The sequence below is a fragment of the Nocardioides sp. Z24_21 genome, assembly GCF_058134345.1.
Genome location: NZ_JBYTTH010000002.1, coordinates 1 through 21287, shown reverse-complemented (window position 1 = coordinate 21287; position 21287 = coordinate 1). Strand labels below are relative to the sequence as shown.

Here is a 21287-nt window from a genome sequence, read left to right as displayed (position 1 = left end):
GCGCAGCACGGCCCGCCCGAGTCGGCCGCGATCAGTCGGGGACGTTGGGCACGACCAGCACCGGCACGCGCGAGGCCCGGACGACCTGGGCGGCGGTCGAGCCGAACCGCAGGCCGGCGAACCCGCCCGCGCCGCGGGTGCCGACGACCAGCATCTCCGCGTCGGCGGCCGCCGCGACGAGCCGCTCGGTGGCCTGGCCGCGCAGGGCGTAGAGCTGCACGTCGACGTCGTCGGGGATCCCGGCGGCCGCGCAGTCGTCCTCGAGGTCGGCGATGACCGCGCGCTCGAACTCCGCGAAGGGCGGGACGTAGCCGCCCACCATCGAGTCGGGGCGCGGGGCCGTGGTCACGCTCCACACGCGGATCACGTGCAGCGTGACGCCGAGGCGCCGGGCGAGGTCGGCGGCCCGCCGCACGACGGTGGTCCCGACCCGCGACCCGTCGTGTCCGACGACGATCCCGCCGGTGATATCAGCGCTCTTGCTCACCATGGCGTCATCGTAGGGACGCGGGCAGGCAGCACGTCAGGGCCGAAGGTCCTCCGGCGGGTCACCAGATGCGGACGCGGCGCTCCGGGTCGAGCCACAGCCCGTCCTCGGGCCCGGTCTCGAAGACCTCGTGGAACTCGTCGAGGTTGCGCACGATGTTGGCGCGGAACTCGGCGGGGCTGTGCGGGTCGATGGTGAGGTACTGGAGCTCCTGCTCCTTGCGGCGCTTGGTGCGCCACACGTGGGCCCAGTTGAGGAACAGGTCGCGCCGGTCCTCGAGCGACGCCTCGCCGCCCTGGCTGATCACGAACGCCTTGTGGGCGATGGTGAGCCCGCCGAGATCGCCGATGTTCTCGCCGACGGTGAGGCTGCCGTTGACGTGCTCGCCGGGCAGGTTGCGCGGCTCGAAGGCGTCGTACTGGGTGATCAGCGCCTGCGACTTGGCCTCGAACGCGGCCTTGTCGTCGGCGGTCCACCAGTCCTGGAGGTTGCCGTCGCCGTCGTACTGGGCGCCCTGGTCGTCGAAGCCGTGGCCGATCTCGTGGCCGATGACGGCACCGATGCCGCCGTAGTTCTCGGGGTCGGTGGCGTCGGGGCTGAAGAACGGCGGCTGCAAGATGGCGGCCGGGAAGCAGATCTCGTTGGTGCCGGGGTGGTAGTAGGCGTTGACCGTCTGGGGCAGCATCAGCCACTCGTCGCGGTCGACCGGCTGGCCGACCTTCTCCAGCTGGCGGTCGGTCTCGAACGCCGACGCCGACGCGACGTTGCCCATCAGGTCGTCGGCGGAGACCGTGAGGGTGGAGTAGTCGCGGAACTCCGTCGGGTAGCCGATCTTGGGGTAGAAGCGGTCGAGCTTGTCGAAGGCCTTCTTCTTGGTGTCCTCGCCCATCCAGTCGAGCGCCTCGATGGAGCGGCGGTAGGCGGTGACGAGGTTGGCGACCAGCTCGTCCATCCTCTGCTTCGACCGCGGCGGGAAGTGGCGCTCGACGTAGACCTTGCCGACCGCCTCGCCGATGGCGCCCTCGACGAAGTCGACGCCACGCTTCCAGCGGGCGCGCAGCTCGGGGGTGCCGTTGAGGGTGCGGCCGTAGAAGTCGAAGTTGGCCTCGACGAACGGGTCGGGCAGGTAGGCAGCGGAGCTGCGCACGACGCGCACGTGGAGGATGTCGCGCCAGGTCTCGATCGGCGTCTCCTCCAGCACGGTGGAGAGGTGGGAGAAGAAGTCGGGCTGCATCACGATCGAGCGCCGCAGCATCTCCTCGGTGCCGCCCAGGCCGGTGATCCAGGTGACCCAGTCGAAGGCGGGGCTGAGCTCGCGCAGCTCGTCGAGGCTCTTGTGGTTGGTGGTCTTCTGCACGTCACGGGTCTCGGCGGCCTCCCAGTGGCCCTCGGCCAGCCGGGTCTCGTAGGCCAGCACGCGCGCCGCCGCACCGGCCGGGTCGTCGTGCTCGCTCAGCTCGAGCAGCGTGGTGAGGTAGGCGAGGTACTTCTCGCGGATCTCGGCGAACTTGTCGTCGCGGTAGTAGGACTCGTCGGGCAGGCCGAGGCCGCCCTGCGCGAGGTAGACGATGTTGCGCGAGGCGTCGCCGCGGTCGGGGGTGATGTAGGAGCCGAACACGCCGGGCCCGCCGATGCGCTCGTACGCGCCGAGGAAGGCGGCGAGGTCGGTGAGGTCGGCGACGTGGTGGGCGCGGTCGAGCAGGCCGCGGATCGGGTCGAGGCCCTTCGCGGCGATCGTCTCGGTGTCCATGAAGGAGGCGTAGAGGTCGCCGATCTTGCGCTCGTCCTCGTCGAGCTGGTCGGCCGGGCGCTCGGCGAGCTCGGTGATGATGTCGCGCACCTGCTGCTCGGCGGCGTCGGCCAGCGCGATGAACGCGCCCCAGCTCGACTTGTCGGCGGGGATCTCCGTCTCGTCGAGCCACCGGCCGTTGACGTGGCCGAAGAGGTCGTCCTGCGGGCGGATGTCGAGGTTCATGCCGTCGCGGGCAGCGTCGAGGATCGTCACGTCGCGACCCTAACCCCGGCGGCCCAGTCCCGGGCGCGGCGGAGGGCCCCTGTGGACGACGCGGTCGCTCGTCGTTCGGCCGGGCTCAAGCGGTCGCCGCCTCGCTCAACACGTCGGATCCGACGTGTTGAGCGGGGACCGCACCGCTTGAGTAGCCGCGTCAGCGGCGGGAAGGCGATGGGCCGGCGGGGTCAGCGCACCCGGACGACCGACTTGCCGAGGGTGCGCCGCTCGTCCATGTCGACCAGCGCCTGCCCGAAGCCGGCCAGGTCGTACGTCGCCCCGACGGGCGGCTTCACAGCACCGGACTCGATCATCGGCAGGAGGCGGTGCCACTGCTGCTGCATGTAGCCCGGTCGCACCATCGCGTAGGCACCCCAGCCGACGCCGCGGACGTCGGTGTTGCCGAGCAGCAGCCGGTTGACCTTCACCTGGGGGATGCCCTGCCCGGCGGCGAACCCGACGACGAGCACGCGTCCCTGCTCGGCGAGGCAGCGGAGCGAGTCGGTGAACGCGTCGCCGCCCACCACGTCGAGGACCACGTCGACGCCGCGGCCGCCGGTGAGCTCGCGCACCGCGTCCTTGAAGTCGGGGCCCACGACGACCTCGTCGGCGCCGGCCGCGCGGGCGAAGTCGGCCTTCTCCTGGGTGCTGACCACCGCGATCGTCCGTGCGCCGAGACCTCGCGCGACCTGCAGGGTGGCGGTGCCGACGCCGCCGGCGGCTCCGTGCACCAGCACGGTCTCGCCCTCGCGCAGCCCGCCGCGCTCCTCGAGCGCGAACAGCGCGGTGAGGTAGTTCATCGGCAGCGCCGCACCCTCGTCGTACGACATCGTGTCGGGCAGGGCGAAGGTGAAGATCGCGGGGTTGGCGACCTGCTCGGCGGCGCCGCCGTTGAGGTTGACGCCGGCGACCCGCTGGCCGACGGTGAACCCGCTCGACTCCGGGGAGCCCGGGTCGAGGACGACGCCCGCGAAGTCGACGCCGAGCGTGAACGGCGGCTCGGGCTTGAACTGGTACTCCCCGCGGCTGAGGAGCAGGTCGGGGAAGGCGACACCGACGCTGTGCACCTCCACCAGCACGTCGTCGGGCCCCGGCACCGGAGGGTCGACGTCGCGGACCTCGATGTCGGCGGGACCGGTGGGCGTGACGACCTGGACTGCGCGCATGCGCCGACCCTAGTCAGGTGCTCACCCGACCCGCTTCACCTCGGCGAGCTCGAAGTGCATCGGGTCGGTCCAGCGCCAGTCGCCACCCCAGGCGAAGCCCCACGTCTTGAGGATCGCCACCACGTCGCGGTCGATCGCGCCGACGGTCCCGCGCTGGTTGTCGCGGGTGTTGAGGTCGAGGGCGAGGCCGAAGGAGTGGTTGGACAGCGTCGTGGTGCCGGCGATGAAGCGCGGGTAGTAGCACCCGGCGTACTGGCCCGGGTCGATCTCGTCGGCGAGGCCGCGCTGCTCGACCTCGAGCAACGCCGCCCGCAGCTGGGGGAAGAGGTCCTTGTGGCAGGTGACGCTGCCGAGGATCGGCACGGACTCCGTGCGGATGCTGGCCGCGACCCAGGCGGGCTCCGGGGCGATCCGGCCCCCGCCGAGCACCTGGTAGCGGAAGGTGCCCACGACGCTGCCCAGGGTGCCGCCGGCGGGCACCGCGGTGAGCCTGGCGTCGGGGTCGAGCCCGAGGCGGGAGGCCACGTCGAGCATCTGCACCGAGGCGTCCTCGCCGACCAGCCGCTGCAACGGCTTGCGGATGCCGGCGGGGGCGACGGCGTCGGTGGAGATGAGCAGCCCGTTGTCGGTGTCCATCCCGATGTCGTCGGCCCAGGCGGTGTTGACGACCATGTCGATGGTCGGCAGCTGCGGGGTGTAGGCGCCGACGTGCAGGCTCGGCGCGTCGTCGGCGCCGAGCCGCACCATCCCCGTCTCCGGGTCGGCCACCCGCTCGGCGACCGTGCGGTCGATGGCCAGCTCGCCCCCGGCGACGCGGTCCCAGGCCTCCTGGAGGTCGGCGACCTCGGCCTGCGTGAAGTGCCGGTAGGCGCCCGGGTCCACGGCGGCGACGGTGAGGACGCGGTTCTCCAGGCTCACCTGGCCCAGGCCGATGCGCTCGGTGTGCGCGACGCCGCGCAGGTCCTCGATCCGCGCGAGCAGCGCGTCGTCGATGGGCTTGTCCCACTGCACGAGGACGTCGGCGCTCCACAGCCGTCCGTCGCGCTCGCCGGGCGGGTCGACGGCGTGGTCGGTGTCGGCGACGGGCGGCGTCGTGTCCGACGCGGTCGGCTCGGGGGCGGGCGACGCGGGGGCCGGGTCGGGACGCTCGCGCGCGGCCGGCTCGCTGCAGGCCGCCAGGCCCACCAGCCCCGCCAGCAGGGCGGCCGTCGCCGCGGCCGCCACCTGTCGTCGTCCGCGCACGCCTCGACCCTAGGCAGACGGTGTCTGGACGCGGCGGGGGATGGTGACCCAGGAGACGAGTCCGCCCAGGGCGAGCAGCGCCGCGCACGCGAGCAGCGCGGTGCCGTACGCCGCGTCCAGCCGGGCGGGGTCGCGGTAGTCGTCGCCGGCCAGGCCCACGGCCGTCGGCAGCGCGGCGACGGCCAGCAGCGACCCGGCCCGCGCGACGGCGTTGTTGATGCCGCTGGCGATGCCGGCCACCTCGTCGGGCGCGGCCGCCAGGACGGTGGCGGTCAACGGGGCGACCATCAGGGCCAGGCCGAGGCCGAAGACCGTCAGGCCGGGCGCCACGTCACGCCACCAGGTCACCCCGGGTCCGACGAGCAGCAGCCACAGCGTCCCGGCCGCCATCACCAGCGGTCCGAACGTCAACGGGATCCGCGGCCCGATCCGCTCGCCCAGCGCGCCGCCGCGGGCCGCGAGCAGCAGCATGCACAGCGTGATCGGGAGCGTGGCGAGGCCGGCCTCGAGCGCGGTGTAGCCGCCCACGGTCTGCAGCTGGAGCACCAGGAAGAACAGGACGGCACCCAGCGCGGCGTAGACGAGCAGCGTCATCAGGTTGGCGGCGCTGAAGGTGCGGTCGCCGAACAGCCCGAGCGGCACCATCGGCGCACGGGTGCGGCGCTCCACCACGACGAAGGCCGCGGCCGCGGCGATCCCGCCCCCGGCCGCCCACGGCGTCGCGGCTCCGCCGGCGTCGGTCAGCGCCCACGTGACGCCCGCCAGGGCGAGGGAGGCGAGCGTCGCGCCGGTGAGGTCGAAGCGTCCGTGCGTGCGGGGGTCGCGCGTCTCGGGAACCCACCGCAGGGCGAGCCACACCGTCAGCACCGCGAGCGGCAGGTTGATGAGGAAGATCCACCGCCACGACGCGTGGTCGACCAGCAGCCCGCCGACCAGCGGCCCGATCGCGGAGGCGATGCCGCCGAGGCCCGACCAGGCACCGATCGCCCGGCCGCGGTCCTCGGACCGGAACGCGCCCTGGATCATCGCGAGGCTGCCCGGGGTGAGCAGCGCGCCGCCGACGCCCTGGAGCACGCGGGCGGCGATCAGCACCTCCGCGGTCGGGGCGAGCCCGCACAGCAGGGAGGCCAGCGCGAACCACACGGTGCCGACGACGAAGACCCGACGCCGGCCGAGGCGGTCGCCGAGGGAGCCGCCCAGCAGGATCAGCGAGGCCAGGGAGAGGAAGTAGCCGTTGGTGATCCACTGCAGCGCCGCCAGCGAGGCGTCGAGGTCGGCACCCATCGACCGCAGTGCCACGTTGACCACGGTGCCGTCGAGGAGCGTCATCCCGGAGCCGAGGGTCGCCGCGGCCACGACGCCGCGCGCGGTCGGCGTGCCCCAGGCGACTCCGCTCATCGGCTCGCCCGGCCTCAGTCGCGCGGCACTCGGGTCGACGTCGTGGCCATGAGCCGAGTGTGGCAGGGCTCAGTCGTGCTCGGCGTGGCGTCCTTCGGGCACCTTGGTGACGAAGGTGAGCGCCACGGAGGCGAGCGCGACGACGCCGATCGTGGTGTAGGCCAGCGTGTAGGCCTTGTCCTCGCCGATGAGCGCCGAGGCGAGCACCGGCCCGATCACCCCGCCCAGGCTCCAGCCGACGAGCATCAGTCCGTAGATCGCGCCGGCGTTGCGCACGCCGAAGAAGTCGCCGGCGGTCGCGGGCATCGTGCCGAAGGTGCCGCCGTAGCAGAGGTAGATCACCGCGGCGAGCACGGAGAAGAGCGCCACGCTCCCGGCGTGCGGCAGCACGATCAGGCACACGCCCTGCAGCGCGAGGATCGCGGCGAACGTCCTCATCCGGCCGATCCGGTCGGAGATGCCGGCCCAGACGATGCGCCCCGCGCCGTTGAAGATCGCGAGCACGCCCACCAGCGTCGCGGCGCCGGTGACGCTGACGCCGGCGATGTCGGTGGCGCTGAGCTTGGCCTGGGAGATCAGCGAGATGCCGGCGCTCACGCTGAGGGTGAGGATGGCGGTGAGGAGGTACCACTGCGGCGTGCGCAGCGCCTCGCCCTGGGTGTAGTCGCGGCCCGCGCCGGTGGCCGCGCCGCCGGTCGTCTCCATGCCGGGCACGACGTAGTCGGCGGGCGGGTTGCGGAAGATCGAGGCGCCCACCAGCGACATCACCAGGTAGGCGATGCCGAGCGGGATGAACGCCCCGGTGGGGTCGTCGGGGTCACGGTCGATGAGCCACTGGGCGACCGGCGAGGTGAGCACGGCGCCGAATCCGAAGCCGCCCACCGCCAGCCCGGTGATCAGGCCCGTCTTGTCGGGGAACCACTTCTGCAGCATGGCGATGGGCACGATGTAGGCGAAGCCGAGGCCGAAGCCGCTGATGACGCCGTAGCCGAGGATCAGCAGCCAGTAGTCGTCGGAGCCGTTGGTGAGCCCCGCCAGCAGGATGCCGACGCCGTAGACGACACCGCCCGCGAGCGCCACGACCCGCGGCCCCCGGGCGTCCTGGAGCCGGCCGCCGAGATAGCTGCCGATGAAGATCATGCCGATGGTGACGGTGAAGGGCAGCGAGGCGCGCACCTTGCTGAGCTGCCACGACTCGGCGTCCTCGAGCGCGCCACCGAACACCGACCAGGCGTAGACCGCCCCGATCGAGAACTGCAGGAGCAGCCCACCCCCGACCAGCAGCCAGCGGAAGCCGCCGGGTCCGGAGCGGCTCGAGGCAGCGGGATCCTGCGCTCGCGTGGGTGTCTCGTCCATCGCTGTCTCCTTCGTCCGGCCCCGGCCGTCGGTCGGCCCGAGAGGCGCCGTTCTGGCTCAGCCCTGGTGGCGCACCTGCTCGCCGCGCTCGACCCGCTCGCGCTGCGGCACCACCGTGTACTTCGGGTCGTTGGCCGAGGCCAGGCCGGCCTCGTAGACGCCCATCCGGGTGCACAGCGAGCCGGCCATCAGTGCAGTGCCCGCGACGGCCGAGAGCATGCGGCTGCGCCCGCCCGCGAGCGCGCCGGCGGCGCCCGCGACGGTGAGCACCTTGCTGGCGCGCATCCACCTGCCGGCCACGCCGGTGTGCAGCGTCTCGGCGGACAGGCCCATCGAGGCCTCCATGCGGTGGGCCATCACCAGCTCGACCGCGGCGCCGCCCACCGCGAACGCGCGGGCGGGACCGGCCTCGGCCACGGGAGCGGTGGCCATGCACCAGCCCCCCGACGCGGCCGCGGCGGAGCCGCAGAAGACGAAGGGCAGCTCCGCGTAGGCCGAGTGCCACGCCGGGGTGGCGGTGTCGGCGATCAGCACCGCGGTGTACGCCGCGACCGGCGGGGCGGTGATCGCCCCCACCAGCCCGGCGGGGCGTCCCAGGCGCAGCAGCAGCCGCACCGGTCCGCGCTGCCACCGGGTCGGGAGCATGCCGACCAGCTCGGCGGCCGTGGCGAGGCTCGCGAACGGGGCGTGCAGGGTGAGGATCCAGGTGCCGACCGACATCGGGGAGGTCAGCTTGACGACCCGCAGCATGTTGAGGAACCGGCTGGGCCTGCCGAGGTCGTGGACGAGCGCGACCATGCTGAGGAGCAGGGCGATGAGCGAGCCGATCCGGCCGGCGCGCCGCAGTCCGGGGCGGTCGGTGAGGTCTGCTCCGGCGGCGAGGAGCGAGGTCCCGGCTGCGACTCCCCCGGTGAACAGGTAGTAGGCGATGTCGTGCTCCCACGGCGCCGCCTTGACGATCGGGCGGCCGTAGTAGGAGGTGAAGTCGGCCTCCGGCACCATCACCCGGTCGCCGCCGCCGCGGCCACGCCCGCGACCGCGCGAGCGACCCGGGCTGCCGCCGTGCCGGACCTGCGGGCCGGCCCCGTCGACCTCGCTCACGAGCGCCTCCGCACGAACGACAGCGCCGCGCCGAGCAGCAGCGCCGTGCCCGCCATCCCGGCGCGGCTGAACATCTGCGGCAGGTCCCGGGTGGTGACGACCGGGTCGGGCGGCAGGCCGTAGACCTCCGGCTCGTCGAGGAGCAGGAACATCGCCCCGGTGCCGCCCACGCCGTCCTCGGGGTCGTTGCCGTAGAGCCGGGCGTCCATCACCCCGCGCTCGTGGAGCAGCGCCACCCGGGCGTCGGCGCGCTCGCGCAGCTCCTCCACGTCGCCGTACTGGATCGACTCGGTCGGGCACGCGGCCGCGCACGCCGGTCGTTGGCCGTCGGTGAGCCGGTCGTAGCAGAGGGTGCACTTCTGGGCGATGCCCACCTTGGGGTCGCCCTCCGGGCCACGGCGCCGGTCGATCACGCCGTAGGGGCAGGCGGCGACGCAGTAGCCGCAGCCGTTGCAGATCTCGTCCTGCACCACGACCGTGCCGAACTCGCTGCGGAAGAGCGAGCCGGTCGGGCACACGTCGAGGCAGGCGGCGTGGGTGCAGTGCTTGCACACGTCGGAGGACATCAGCCACTGGAAGTCGGGCTTGGCCTCTTCGGGCACGTCGCTGGGTGGGGCGCCGACGGTCGGCATGCCGAGGTCCGCGCGCTGTGGCTGCGGTGCCTCCGTGCGGGCGGAGCGCTCGATGAAGGCCACGTGGCGCCACTGGTTGGCGTTGAGGGAGTGGCTGTTGTCGTAGGAGGTGCCGAGCATCTCGAAGAGGTTCTCCGGGACGTCGTTCCACTCCTTGCACGCCACCTCGCAGGCCTTGCACCCGATGCACACGCTGGTGTCGGTGAAGAAGCCCTTGCGCTTGGGCGGGTCGACGTAGCCGGCGTCGGGCGCCGGGTCGAGCGGTCCGAAGAGGCTGTTGCGGCCGATCACTGGCCCTCCTGGTCGTGCTGGTCGTCGTCGCTGGTGTCGGCCCCCGCCAATGACCTGGCCTGCGCCCCTTCGGACGCGGTGACGATCCGCGCAGGGACGCCGTCGTCCACCCCGGCGCGGCGCGCGTAGTCGGCGACGAGCGCGCGCAGGGCCGCACCCTGCGGCCGCCGCCCCGGGCGTACGTCGCAGGTGCCGACCTTGCTCTCCTGGATGAGCACGTTGGGGTCGAGCGAGATGCCGAACAGGTCGTTGGTCGAGTCGCCGCTGACCAGCCCGCCGCTGCCCCAGTGGTAGGGCATCCAGACCTGGTGGACCGTGCGGCCCTCGACCCGCAGCGGGCGCAGCCGCTCGGTGACGAGCACCCGGCCCTCGATCGCCGAGCGGGCGGTGATCACGTGGCACCACCCCATGTGCTCGAGGCCCCGCTCGCGTGCGAGCGCCGGCGACACCTCGACGAACATCTCGGGCTGGAGCTCGGCGAGGTGCTCGAGGTAGCGGCTCATGCCGCCGGCGGTGTGGTGCTCGGTGAGCCGGCTGGTGGTGAAGACGAAGGGGAAGACCTCGCTGTGCTCCTCGGGGGGCGAGGGGTTCATCCGGTTGTCGTCGCGGTCGTAGGCCTTGCGCGTGGGGTTGCCCTGCTGGCCGTAGAGCGGGTTGCGGAACGGCGACTCCACCGGCTCGTAGTGCGTCGGCATCGGGCCGTCGATGAGGCCCTGCGGGGCGTAGAGCGCACCCTTCCCGTCGCCCTGCATGATGAACGGGTCGATGCCCTCGATCGCCTCGACACCGTCGGACCCCTCGGGCGAGCGGTAGGACGGCGGCTTGGTCTTCTCGAAGTCGGGGACGTCGTCGCCGGTCCACTCGCCGGCCTCGCCGAGTGTCGGGTCCCACCAGACGTAGGCCTTGCGCTCGCTCCACGGCCGGCCCTCGGGGTCGGCGGAGGCGCGGTTGTAGAGGATGCGGCGGTTCATCGGCCAGGCCCAGCCCCACTCCGGCGCGACGTACGACTGGTCGTGGCGCGACGTGCGGCGGTTGGCCTGGTTGACGCCGTCGGCGAAGACGCCGGTGTAGATCCAGCACCCGCCGGCCGTCGACCCGTCGGCCTTCATCTCCAGGAAGGACGACAGCGGGCGACGGGTCGCGACGTCGTAGCCGTTGATCTCCTTGAGCACGGCCTCCGCGCTGGGCTCGCCCCAGGCGGCGGCGCCGTCGCTGCCGAGCGCGCCCTCGTCGTGCACGGGGTAGTCCCAGGCGAGGTCGAGCACGGGCCGGTCGCGCTCGTCGGTCGAGCCCGCCAGGCGCTCGCGGACCATGCGCCCGAGGTGGTAGAAGAACCACAGCTCCGAGCGGCAGTCACCCGGCGGGTCGACGGCCTTCTCACGCCACTGCAGCATCCGCTGGGTCTGGGTGAAGGTGCCCTCCTTCTCGGCGTAGGACGCGGCCGGGAAGAGGAAGACCTCGGTGCGGCACTCCTCGGGCACGATCTCGCCGGTGGCGACCTCGGGCCCGTCCTTCCAGAACGACGCGCTCTCGATCTCGAACAGGTCGCGCACCACGAGCCAGTCGAGGTTGGCCATGCCGAGGCGCTGCGCGCGACCGTGGGCCGAGCCGACCGCGGGGTTCTGGCCGAGCAGGAAGTAGCCGGAGACCTTGCCGTCGATCATGTCGAGCACGGTGCGGTAGGTGCCGTGGTCGCCGGTGATCTTGGGCAGGTAGTCGAAGCAGTAGTCGTTGTCGGCGGTGGCCGCGTCGCCCCAGTAGGCCTTGAGCAGGCTCACGGTGTAGGCGTCGGCCTTGGACCAGAAGCCCTTGCTGCCGGGGTTGCGGATGCTGTCGACGTAGTCGGACAGGGTCGCGTGCTGGCCGGGGTTGGGCATCGGCAGGTAGCCGGGCAGGAGGTTGAACAGGGTGGGGATGTCGGTGGATCCCTGGATGCTCGCGTGGCCGCGCAGCGCCATCACGCCGCCTCCGGGACGACCCATGTTGCCGAGCAGCAGCTGCAGGATCGCTCCGGTGCGGATGTACTGCACGCCGACGCTGTGCTGGGTCCAGCCGACGCTGTAGACCAGCGCGGTCGTGCGCTCGCGGCCGGAGTTCTCCGTCCAGGCCCGGCACACCTCGAGGAAGTCGGCCTGGCTCACGCCGCAGGTCTGCTCGACCACCTCGGGGGTGTAGCGGGAGAAGTGGCGCTTGAGCACCTGGTAGACGCAGCGCGGGTGCTGCAGCGTCTCGTCGCGCCGCGGGTGTCCCGCCACCTGCATGCCGTGGGCCTCGTTCTGCATGCCGGCAGCGGTGTCGCTCTGCTCCTGGGTCTCCTCGGAGTCGTCGGCCTGCGCCGAGCTCTGCTCGCCCGGGCCGTCCTCGACGTCGTAGGCCCAGCTCGTCGGGTCGTAGGTGCGCCTCTCGGGGTCGAAGCCGCTGAACAGCCCGTCGAGGTCGTCGGTGTCCTCGAACGCATCGCTGACGAGCGTCGCGGCGTTGGTGTAGTTGACGACGTAGTCGCGGAAGTCGAGCTCGTTCTCCAGGACGTAGCGGACGATGCCGCCCAGGAACGCGATGTCGCTGCCGACGCGGATCGGGACGTGCTTGTCGGCCACCGCGCTGGTGCGGGTGAACCGCGGGTCGACGTGGATCACCTTCGCGCCACGCCGTTGCGCCTCCACGACCCACTGGAAGCCCACCGGGTGGGCCTCGGCCATGTTGGAGCCCTGGATGATGATGCAGTCCGCGTTGGCGAGGTCAGCCGTGAAGCCGGTGGCGCCGCCGCGTCCGAAGCTGGTCCCCAGACCGGGGACGGTGGCGGAGTGTCAAATACGCGCCTGGTTCTCGATCTGGATGGCGCCCATCGCGGTGAAGAGCTTCTTGATGAGGTAGTTCTCCTCGTTGTCGAGGGTCGCCCCTCCCAGGCTCGCGATGCCCATCGTGCGGCGCACCCGGCGGCCCTTCTCGTCGAGCTCCTGCCAGGCGTCACGGCGCGACGTCACCACGCGGTCGGCGATCATCTCCATCGCGGTGGTGAGGTCGAGGTGCTCCCACTCGGTCGCGAAGGGGCGGCGGTACTTCACCGTGGTCTCGCGCAGCTCGCTGGTCACCAGGTTCTTGCTGGCCGAGCCCTTCGGGCACAGCCGGCCGCGGTTGACCGGGCTGTCGGGGTCGCCCTCGATCTGCACGATCTGCTCGTCCTTGACGAAGATCTTCTGCCCGCAGCCGACCGCGCAGTAGGGGCACACGCTGCGCGCGACCCGGTCGGCGGTGGTGGTGCGGGGCTCGATCTCGTCGGTGGCCCGCGAGCGCACGGCCTTGCCGCGGCCGAGGAAGTCGCCGCTGACGAGCTGGCGGAGCACAGGCCACGGCAACTGGGAACGGGACTCACCCATGGCCCTCACCTCCCCGCAGTGTGCGCTGTGCCTCGACCCTACGGCGCCCGCCGGGGGCCGTCCACCACCCCGAGGGTGGTCAGCGCACGACCACCGCGCGCTCGCCCGCGGCCACGACCTCGCCCACCACCGGGTGCCCGGGAAGCTCGCCCACCACGAGGAGGCCGCCGGACGTCTGGGCGTCGGCGAGCAGCACCAGCTCGTCCTCGTCGACCGAGGCGTCGAGGTGGGGCCGCACCCAGTCGAGGTTGCGCCGGCTCCCGCCCGGGACGTACCCGTCGGCGAGCGAGGCGCGCGCCCCGTCGACGTAGGGCACGGCGGCCGCGTCGATGACGGCCGTGGTGCCGCTCGCGCGCATCATCTTCATCAGGTGGCCCAGCAGGCCGAAGCCGGTCACGTCGGTCGCCGCCCGCAGGCCGGCGTCGACGGCGGCCCGGCTGGCGTCGCGGTTGAGCTGCGTCATCACCGCGACGGCCTCCTCGAACCACTCGCCGGTCGACTTGTGCCGGTTGTTGAGCACGCCGAGGCCCAACGGCTTGGTCAGGGTCAGCGGCATGCCCGGCTGCGCCGCGTCGTTGCGCAGCAGCCGCTCGGGGTCGGCGAGACCGGTGACGGCGAGCCCGTACTTCGGCTCCGGGTCGTCGATGCTGTGCCCGCCGGCCAGGAACGCGCCCGCCTCGGTGCACGCGTCGTCACCGCCGCGCAGCACCTCCGCGGCCACGTCGAACGGGATCCGGTCGCGCGGCCAGCCGAGGAGGTTGACCGCGACCACGGGCGTGCCGCCCATCGCCCACACGTCGGACATCGCGTTGGTCGCGGCGATGCGGCCGAAGGCGTAGGGGTCGTCGACGACCGGGGTGAAGAAGTCGGCGGTCGCGATGATCGCGCGCCCGGTGCCGTCGGGAGCGGGGTCGATGCGCACGGCGGCCGCGTCGTCGCCGTGGTCGAGACCGACCAGCAGGTCGCCCGAGGCCCGGCCCCGGCCCAGCCCGCTGAGCACCCGCTCGAGCTCGCCGGGCGGGACCTTGCACGCACAGCCGCCGCCGGCGGCGTACTGGGTGAGGCGGATTGCCGGGTCGGACGTGCTCGCGCGCTGGGTCACCCGGCCAATCTAGGCACGGCCGGGTCAGGGCCGCGAGCACGTGCCCGGCGTGCGGACCGTGGGCGCGGCCGCGGGGACCGGACTAGGGTGGCGCGCGGAGGCGGTTCTCGTCTGGTGACGGACGCGGTCCTCAAAACCGTTGCGGCCCAGCAGCTGGGTCGGGCGGGTTCGATTCCCGTCCGCCTCCGCCACACGTGAGCCGGGTCGTCGGACGAGGAGGGGCGGGTGCCGGATCCGCGGCGGGCCACGCCCCGCACCGACCAGGTGCTCGCCGACGAGCGCCTGGTCGTCGCCGCCGGGCGGCTGGGGCCCGGCCTGGTCAAGCAGGCGGTGGCCCGCGCGCAGGAGCAGTGCCGGGCGGGCGACGTCGCTCCCGAGGACGTCGCCGACGTCGCGGTGGCGTCGCTGCCCGAGTCGGCGTCGAGCCTGCGGCGGGTGCTCAACGCGACCGGGGTCGTCGTGCACACCAACCTCGGGCGCGCGCCGCTGTCGGAGGCGGCCGTCGAGGCGGTGCGCACCGCCGCCGGCGCCACCGATGTCGAGCTCGACCTCGCCACCGGGCGCCGCGGCCGCCGCGGACGCCGTGCGCTGGACGCCCTCGGCGCCGCCGTTCCCGACGCGGGCGGCGTGCACGTGGTCAACAACGGTGCGGCGGCCCTCGCCCTGGTCACCCGGGTGCTGGCGCGCGGCGACGACGGGCGCGACACCGTGGTGATCGCGCGCGGCGAGCTGGTCGAGATCGGCGACGGCTTCCGGATCCCCGAGCTGATGGAGTCGGTCGGAGCCCGGCTGCGCGAGGTCGGCACCACCAACCGCGTCCACCTGCGCGACTACACCTCGGCCGTGGACGACACGACCGCGTTCGTGCTCAAGGTGCACCCCTCCAACTTCGCGGTCACCGGGTTCGCCTCCTCGGTGCCGGCCCGCGAGCTCGCCGGGATCACCCATGCGCGACGCCGGGTCCCGCTCGTCGTCGACATCGGCTCGGGCCTGCTGGCGCACCACCCCCGGCTCCCCGACGAGCCTGACGCCGCCGGGGCGCTGCGCGCGGGCGCCGACCTCGTCACCGCGTCCGGCGACAAGCTCCTCGGCGGCCCGCAGGCCGGCCTGCTCCTCGGCGAGGCTGGCCTGGTCGAGCGGCTGCGGCGCGACCCGTTCGCCCGGGCCCTGCGCGTCGACAAGCTCACCCTGGCCGCGCTGGAGGCCACGCTCGCCGGTCCGCTGCCCCCCGTGCCGGCCGCCCTGGGCCGCTCGGCCGGCGACCTCCGGGCACGTGCGCAGGCGGTCGTCGCCGCCTGGCCCGCCGACGTGGTCGCCGCGCTCGATGCCGAGGTCGTCGACTCCGCCGGAGCCGTCGGCGGCGGCGGCGCGCCGGGCGTCGAGCTGCCGAGCGCGGCGATCTCGCTGCCCGAGCGCCTCGCGGCACCGCTGCGCGCCGGCGACCCGCCGGTGCTCGGCAGGACGGTGCGTGGCCGGCTGCTGCTCGACCTGCTCGCGCTCGACCCGGCCGACGACACCGCGCTCGCCGACGCCGTACGCCGCGTCGCGGGCGCGGACCGACCCTGATGCACGTCATCGCCACGGCTGGTCACGTCGACCACGGCAAGTCCACCCTGGTGCGCGCGCTCACCGGCACCGACCCCGACCGGCTCGCCGAGGAGCAGCGGCGCGGGCTCACCATCGAGCTCGGCTACGCGTGGACGGCGTGGCCCGGCGCGGGCGACGTCGCGTTCGTCGACGTCCCGGGGCACGAGCGGTTCCTCACCACCATGCTCGCCGGCGTCGGCCCGGTCCCGGCCGCGCTGCTGGTGGTGGCGGCCGACGACCCCTGGATGCCGCAGTCGGCCGAGCACCTCGCCGCCCTCGACGCCCTCGGCGTCGCCCACGGCGTCGTCGCGGTCACCCGCAGCGACCTGGCCGACCCCGCGCCGGCCATGGCCCGCGCCGCCGCGGAGGTCGGGCGCACCAGCCTGATCGGGGCGCCGGTCGTGGCGGTCAGCGGTCGCACCGGCAACGGCCTCGACGAGCTCCGTGCCGCGCTCGCGACGATGCTGGCGCGGCTGCCCGTCCCGGACCCGGCGGCCGACGTACGTCTCTGGGTGGACCGGCGGTTCACCGTGCGGGGCGCCGGCACCGTGGTCACCGGCACCCTGCCCGCCGGCACCGTGCGGGTGGGCGACACGCTGTCCCACGGCGAGCGCACGGTGCGAGTCCGCGGGGTGCAGGCCCTCGGCCGCGACGCCGAGGCGGTCAGCGGCACCGCCCGGGTGGCGCTCAACCTCACCGGCGACGTCGCCGGCATCGGGCGCGGGACCCCGCTGACCACCCCGGCGGCGTGGCACCACACCGAGGTGGTCGACGTACGGCTCCGGGGCGACGACCACGACGCGGGCCCGCCGCTCTCGCCGCAGCTGCACGTCGGGGCGGCCGACGTCGCCGTGCGCCACCGCCCGCTCGGCGACGCCGCCGACGGCATCGCCCGGCTGACGCTCGAGCGGCCGCTGCCGCTGCGCGTCGGCGACCGGATGGTGCTGCGCGACCCCGGACGCCGAGCGCTGTGGCGCGTGGACGTGCTCGACCCCGACCCGCCGCGGTTGCGCCGGCGCGGCGCATCGGCACGACGTGCGGCGCAGCTCGCCGGCGCCGACGGCACCCCGCAGCTCGCCGACGAGCTCGCCCGCCGCGGCCTGGCCCGCCGCGACCGGCTGCGGCGCATCGGCGTCGACCCCGCCGCCGGCGACCACCTCGAGGCCGGGCCGTGGCTGGTCAGCCGCGCGCTCGCCGCCACCCTCGCCCAACGGCTGCCCGGGCTCGTGGAGGAGCATGCCCGCGCCCATCCGCTCGACCCCGACGTGCCGCTCACCGTGCTGGCCGACCGACTCCGCCTGCCCGACCCGCAGCTCGTCGCCCCGCTCGTACGCCCGCCGCTGCAGGTCGTCGGCGGGCGGGTCCGCTCCCCCGGGTCGGGACTCCCGGCGGCGGTGGCCGCGGCCGTCGACGTCGTACGCGGCGAGCTCGCGACCGAGCCCTTCGCCGCCCCGACTGCCGACCGGCTGCGCGAGCTCGGCCTCGACGACCGCGCCCTCGGTGCGGCCGAGCGCGCCGGCCTGCTGTGGCGGGTGGCACCGGGCCTGGTGCTGCTGCCCGGGGCCGACCGCGACGCGGCCGCCCGGCTCGCGCGGCTCGAGCAGCCCTTCACCACCAGCGCTGCGCGCCAGGAGCTGGGCACGTCGCGGCGGGTGGTGCTCCCGCTGCTCGACCGGCTCGACCGGTCCGGGCTGACCCGCAGGCTCGCCGACGACCGGCGCCAGGTCGCCGTCCCCGGGGTCGAGGGATGAACCCGTCGTGCCGTCTCGCCGGTGTTGCGCCGGTCACACCCGGTCGCCGCTGACGATAGGTTGGTGGCCATGGAGCATCCCTTCGGCATCGACTTCGGCGGCACCGGCATCAAGGGCGCCCCGGTCGACCTCGAGGTCGGCGACTTCGCCCACGACCGGGTGCGCATCGACACCCCGCGGCCGGCCACCCCGCAGGCGGTCGCGGCGGTCTTCGGGCAGATCATCGACAACTTCGACGTCTCCACGCGGCCCGTGGGCGTGACGGTGCCGGGCATCGTGCGCCGCGGCGTGGTCCACTCGGCCGCCAACATCGACAAGTCGTGGATCGGCCAGGACGCCGACGCGATCTTCACCGAGGCCCTCGGTCGCGAGGTGCACGTGGTCAACGACGCCGACGCCGCCGGGCTCGCCGAGTCGGAGTACGGCGCCGCGAAGGGCCGAAGCGGGCTGGTCATGGTCATCACGCTCGGCACCGGCATCGGCTCGGCCATGATCTGGGACGGTCAGCTCGTGCCCAACTCCGAGCTCGGCCACCTCGAGCTCGGCGGGGCCGTGGCCGAGTCGACGACCGCCACCAGCGCCCGCGAGCGCGAGGGGCTGAGCTGGGAGGAGTGGGGGAAGCGGCTCACCGCCTACTTCCGCCACGTCGAGCGGCTCTTCTCCCCCGACCTCTTCGTGATCGGCGGCGGCGTGAGCAAGTCGTGGGACAAGTTCGGCCACCTCATCGAGGTCGACACCGAGATGGTCCCGGCCACGCTGCAGAACCGCGCCGGCATCGTGGGCGCCGCGCTGGTCGCACACCGCCTCGCCGGCGTCGAGGACTGAACCGGGCCCGACCCGACCGCAGTCGGCTCAGGGCTCGAGCGCCCGCTCGAAGGCCTCCGTCGCGCCGCGCAGGTAGCGCTCGACGACCGCCTTCTCCTCGTCGGTGAACCGGGAGTCGTGCTCGTCGAGGGCGCGGAACATCGGCATCAGGTGCCCGATCACCTCCGTGCGCCCGGAGTCGGTGATGTGCAGCTCGGTGCGCCTGCGGTCGCCCTCGTGGGGGCGACGCTCGACGTGCCCGCGGGAGACCAGCCGGTCGACGATGCCCGTGGCCGCGGCGGTCGACACCTCGAGCCGGCGCGCGACCTCCGCGGGCCCGATCTGCTCGCGGCTGAGGTGGTCGAGCGCGACCAGCTCCGACTCGCTGAACCCGGCACGCCGCGACACGACGTGGTTGACCCGGCTGCCGACCGCGATCAGGTCGCGCAGGGCCATGAGGGTCGCGGGACGCGCGCTCTCGTTGCCCCGGCCGATCCAGCGCGGCGTCGTGGGGGGTGCCTCCGCGTCCGTCACCGAGTGTCGACCTCCCCGTCGTGTCCGTTGGCTTGCCTCTCCATGATACTACCTATAACTTGATAAGTAACCTGCTTAGCAATCATCTTTCCTAGACTTCTCGCCTGACGTCCCGTCCACACCTTGGAGACCCTCGTGACCTCCCACCGCCCTCCTGCCCTCGCGCGGGCGATCACCGGGCCCAGGCTCGCCTGGCTGTTCGCCCTCGTCCCGATCCTGATGGCGCTGGCCGCGATCGCCTTCGTCCCCGAGGGCGAGCGCGACACCACCCCCGTCGACCAGCTCCCCGTCGGGGCCGACAGCACCTACGCCGTCGAGCTCGAGGACCAGCTGCCCGACGACGAGGGCCAGGTGGCCATCGTGCTGTGGACCGCGGAGTCCGGCGAGCTCGACCGCGCCACGCAGGGCGAGCTGACCAAGCAGGCGGTGGCTCTGCTGTCGGAGGCCGGCGGTGGTGAGGACGCCCAGGGCGCGCCCGACGGTGCCCAGGGTGGCGGCCAGGGCGGCGGCCAGGGTGGCGGCCAGGGTGGTCCCGACGGGACCCAGGGCGGGACCGGCGGCGGACCGCCCGGCGGCGAGGGCGGCGAGCAGTCGCCCGTCGTGGTCGCCGAGGACGGCACCGCGGCGCTCCTCGCCCTGCCCGTGTCCGCGAGCTCCGCCACCGACAACATCGACAGCGTCGAGGAGCTGCGCGAGCAGCTGCGCGCGGACGCCCCCGACGGCGTCGAGGTCCAGGTCACCGGCCCCGCGGGCATCCAGGCCGACATCGGTCAGGTCTTCGACGGCGCCGACATCCGGCTGCTGGCCGCGACGGCGGGCGTCGTCGCGATCCTGCTGATCATCACCTACCGCAGCCCCGTGCTCTGGGTGATCCCGCTGACCGTGGTCGGCGTCGCCGACCGCTTCGCCGCGATCGCGTCCACCAACGTGCTCGAGGTGGCGGGCTTCGCGTGGGACGAGTCCACGGTCGGCATCCTCAGCGTGCTCGTCTTCGGAGCCGGCACCGACTACGCCCTGCTGCTGATATCTCGCTACCGCGACGAGCTCAAGACCACCGACTCACGCCACCTGGCGATGGCGCGCGCGCTCAGCCGGACGTTCGAGGCCGTGCTCTCGAGCGCCACCACGGTCGTGCTCGGCCTGCTGACGCTGCTGCTGTCGGCCGTCCCCACCACCCGCGGCCTCGGCCTCGCGTGTGCGGTCGGCGTCCTGATCGCGGCGACGTTCGCCTTGGTGGTGCTGCCGGCGGCGCTGGTGCTGTTCGGCCGGTGGGTGTTCTGGCCGCGCGTCCCGCACGTGGGCGACGAGGTGCTGGTCGACTCCCGCGGTTTCTGGTTCCGCGTGGGCCGGGCCGTCTCGCGGCGCCCGCGCACCTTCGTCGTCGCCACCATCGCGGGCCTCGCGGTGCTGGCCACCGGCACGGCGTCCATCACCACGGGTCTCGACCCGGCCGACCAGTTCCTGCAGCGACCCGAGGCGATCTCGGCCGCCGAGCGGCTCGGCGAGTCGTTCCCGGCGGGCACGAGCGACCCGGTCCAGGTCATCACCCGCGACGAGCCCGAGAAGGTGCTCGCGGCCGTCGAGGAGGTCGACGGTGTCGACTCCGCGCGCATCACCAACGACGCCGACGGGATCGCCCGCATCGACGCCGTCCCCGACGCCGCACCGGGCAGCGACGACACCCGCGACATCGTGCTCACGCTGCGCGACACGGTGGCCGACTTCGACGACACCTACGTGGGCGGCGGCGACGCCGAGGCCATCGACGCCAGCGACTACGCCGCGAGCGACCGGCTGCTCATCCTGCCGCTGATCCTGCTGCTGGTGCTGGGCGCGCTGCTCCTGCTGCTGCGCTCGATCGTGGCCCCGCTGCTGCTCGTCGCCACCGTCGTCGCGACCTACGCGGCCAGCATGGGCGCCTCGTGGTGGCTCTTCCGGACGGTGTTCGACTTCGACGCGATGGACACCGGGGTGCCACTCCTGGCGTTCCTGTTCCTCGTCGCGCTGGGCGTCGACTACAACATCTTCCTCGTCACCCGGGCCCGGGAGGAGGCGCGCGAGCACGGCACCCGCACCGGGATGCTGCGCGCGCTGACGGCCACCGGCGGCGTGATCACCAGCGCGGGCATCCTGCTCGCCGCGGTCTTCGCGGTGCTCGGCGTGCTGCCGCTGGTCGTGCTCGCCCAGCTCGGCGCGATCATCTGCGTCGGCGTGCTGCTCGACACCCTGGTCGTCCGCACCGTGCTGGTGCCCGCCCTCGCCCTCACCCTGGGCGACAAGTTCTGGTGGCCCCGCAAGGTGACCGCCTGACCGGGCGCTCTTCCGGCTCGCTCCGTGTCGGAGTCCCCGCTCGAGCGGGTCGTCGGAGTCCCCACTCGAACGGGGAATCCAACACCCGGAGGCCATTGCCAACCCCACAAAGTGTCGGACCCCCCCCCCAAAAGGGGGGTT

15 protein-coding genes, 1 tRNA gene and 1 pseudogene are annotated in these 21287 nt (G+C 73.6%); 5 read left to right on the top strand and 12 right to left on the bottom strand.

Going from position 1 to position 21287, the window contains the following annotated elements; all coding sequences use genetic code 11:
• Positions 1-31: 31 nt before the first annotated feature.
• From AC3X7Z_RS06465 to selD, 11 genes and pseudogenes are all read right to left on the bottom strand, one after another.
• Complete coding sequence (locus AC3X7Z_RS06465; protein ID WP_186339741.1) at positions 32-490, bottom strand: universal stress protein; 459 nt, start codon at positions 488-490, stop codon at positions 32-34.
• Between the two features lie 58 nt (positions 491-548).
• Entirely contained in the window at positions 549-2492 is a 1944-nt protein-coding gene (locus AC3X7Z_RS06460; RefSeq protein ID WP_489975397.1) for a M13 family metallopeptidase, read from the bottom strand.
• A gap of 191 nt (positions 2493-2683) precedes the next feature.
• Positions 2684-3661 carry an NADPH:quinone oxidoreductase family protein gene (locus AC3X7Z_RS06455; protein WP_489975396.1) on the bottom strand — a complete coding sequence of 326 codons (978 nt, stop codon included), beginning with the start codon at positions 3659-3661 and terminating at the stop codon, positions 2684-2686.
• A 21-nt stretch (positions 3662-3682) separates the two neighbouring features.
• Positions 3683-4903: a M15 family metallopeptidase gene (locus tag AC3X7Z_RS06450; RefSeq protein ID WP_489975395.1), complete on the bottom strand. Its 1221-nt coding sequence runs from the start codon at positions 4901-4903 to the stop codon at positions 3683-3685.
• A gap of 9 nt (positions 4904-4912) precedes the next feature.
• Positions 4913-6301, bottom strand: a complete 1389-nt coding sequence (locus tag AC3X7Z_RS06445; protein ID WP_489975394.1) for an MFS transporter — start codon at positions 6299-6301, stop codon at positions 4913-4915.
• 69 nt (positions 6302-6370) lie between these two features.
• Positions 6371-7657, bottom strand: coding sequence for an L-lactate MFS transporter (locus AC3X7Z_RS06440; RefSeq protein ID WP_489975393.1), 1287 nt, complete (start codon positions 7655-7657; stop codon positions 6371-6373).
• 57 nt (positions 7658-7714) lie between these two features.
• Positions 7715-8758: an NrfD/PsrC family molybdoenzyme membrane anchor subunit gene (gene nrfD / locus AC3X7Z_RS06435; protein ID WP_489975392.1), complete on the bottom strand. Its 1044-nt coding sequence runs from the start codon at positions 8756-8758 to the stop codon at positions 7715-7717.
• Entirely contained in the window at positions 8755-9681 is a 927-nt protein-coding gene (locus tag AC3X7Z_RS06430) for a 4Fe-4S dicluster domain-containing protein (protein WP_186339736.1), read from the bottom strand. The genes nrfD and AC3X7Z_RS06430 overlap by 4 nt, the downstream gene beginning before the upstream one ends.
• Positions 9678-12476, bottom strand: a pseudogene (gene fdh / locus AC3X7Z_RS06425) (formate dehydrogenase); the annotation flags it as partial. The gene AC3X7Z_RS06430 and the pseudogene fdh, both read right to left, overlap by 4 nt.
• 12 nt (positions 12477-12488) lie before the next feature.
• Complete coding sequence (locus AC3X7Z_RS06420; RefSeq protein ID WP_186339734.1) at positions 12489-13058, bottom strand: dehydrogenase; 570 nt, start codon at positions 13056-13058, stop codon at positions 12489-12491.
• 79 nt (positions 13059-13137) lie between these two features.
• On the bottom strand, positions 13138-14160 hold the full coding sequence (selD, locus tag AC3X7Z_RS06415; RefSeq protein WP_489975391.1) for a selenide, water dikinase SelD: 1023 nt from the start codon (positions 14158-14160) through the stop codon (positions 13138-13140).
• 96 nt (positions 14161-14256) lie between these two features.
• On the opposite strand from selD, the gene AC3X7Z_RS06410 reads away from it, so the two are divergent.
• From AC3X7Z_RS06410 to ppgK, 4 genes are all read left to right on the top strand, one after another.
• Positions 14257-14351: transfer RNA gene (locus AC3X7Z_RS06410), tRNA-Sec, on the top strand.
• A gap of 34 nt (positions 14352-14385) precedes the next feature.
• On the top strand, positions 14386-15726 hold the full coding sequence (selA, locus tag AC3X7Z_RS06405) for an L-seryl-tRNA(Sec) selenium transferase (protein ID WP_489975390.1): 1341 nt from the start codon (positions 14386-14388) through the stop codon (positions 15724-15726).
• On the top strand, positions 15726-17498 hold the full coding sequence (gene selB, locus AC3X7Z_RS06400) for a selenocysteine-specific translation elongation factor (RefSeq protein ID WP_489975389.1): 1773 nt from the start codon (positions 15726-15728) through the stop codon (positions 17496-17498). The genes selA and selB overlap by 1 nt, the downstream gene beginning before the upstream one ends.
• Positions 17499-17567: 69 nt before the next feature.
• Positions 17568-18323, top strand: coding sequence for a polyphosphate--glucose phosphotransferase (ppgK, locus tag AC3X7Z_RS06395; RefSeq protein WP_186339730.1), 756 nt, complete (start codon positions 17568-17570; stop codon positions 18321-18323).
• Positions 18324-18350: 27 nt separating this feature from the next.
• On the opposite strand, the gene AC3X7Z_RS06390 is transcribed toward ppgK, so the two are convergent.
• On the bottom strand, positions 18351-18836 hold the full coding sequence (locus tag AC3X7Z_RS06390) for a MarR family winged helix-turn-helix transcriptional regulator (RefSeq protein ID WP_241005272.1): 486 nt from the start codon (positions 18834-18836) through the stop codon (positions 18351-18353).
• Between the two features lie 135 nt (positions 18837-18971).
• Here AC3X7Z_RS06390 and AC3X7Z_RS06385 point away from each other — a divergent pair, with 135 nt between their 5' ends.
• The gene (locus AC3X7Z_RS06385; protein WP_489975388.1) at positions 18972-21146 is read left to right on the top strand and encodes an MMPL family transporter; all 2175 of its coding nucleotides are present in this window, start codon (positions 18972-18974) and stop codon (positions 21144-21146) included.
• Positions 21147-21287: the final 141 nt, after the last annotated feature.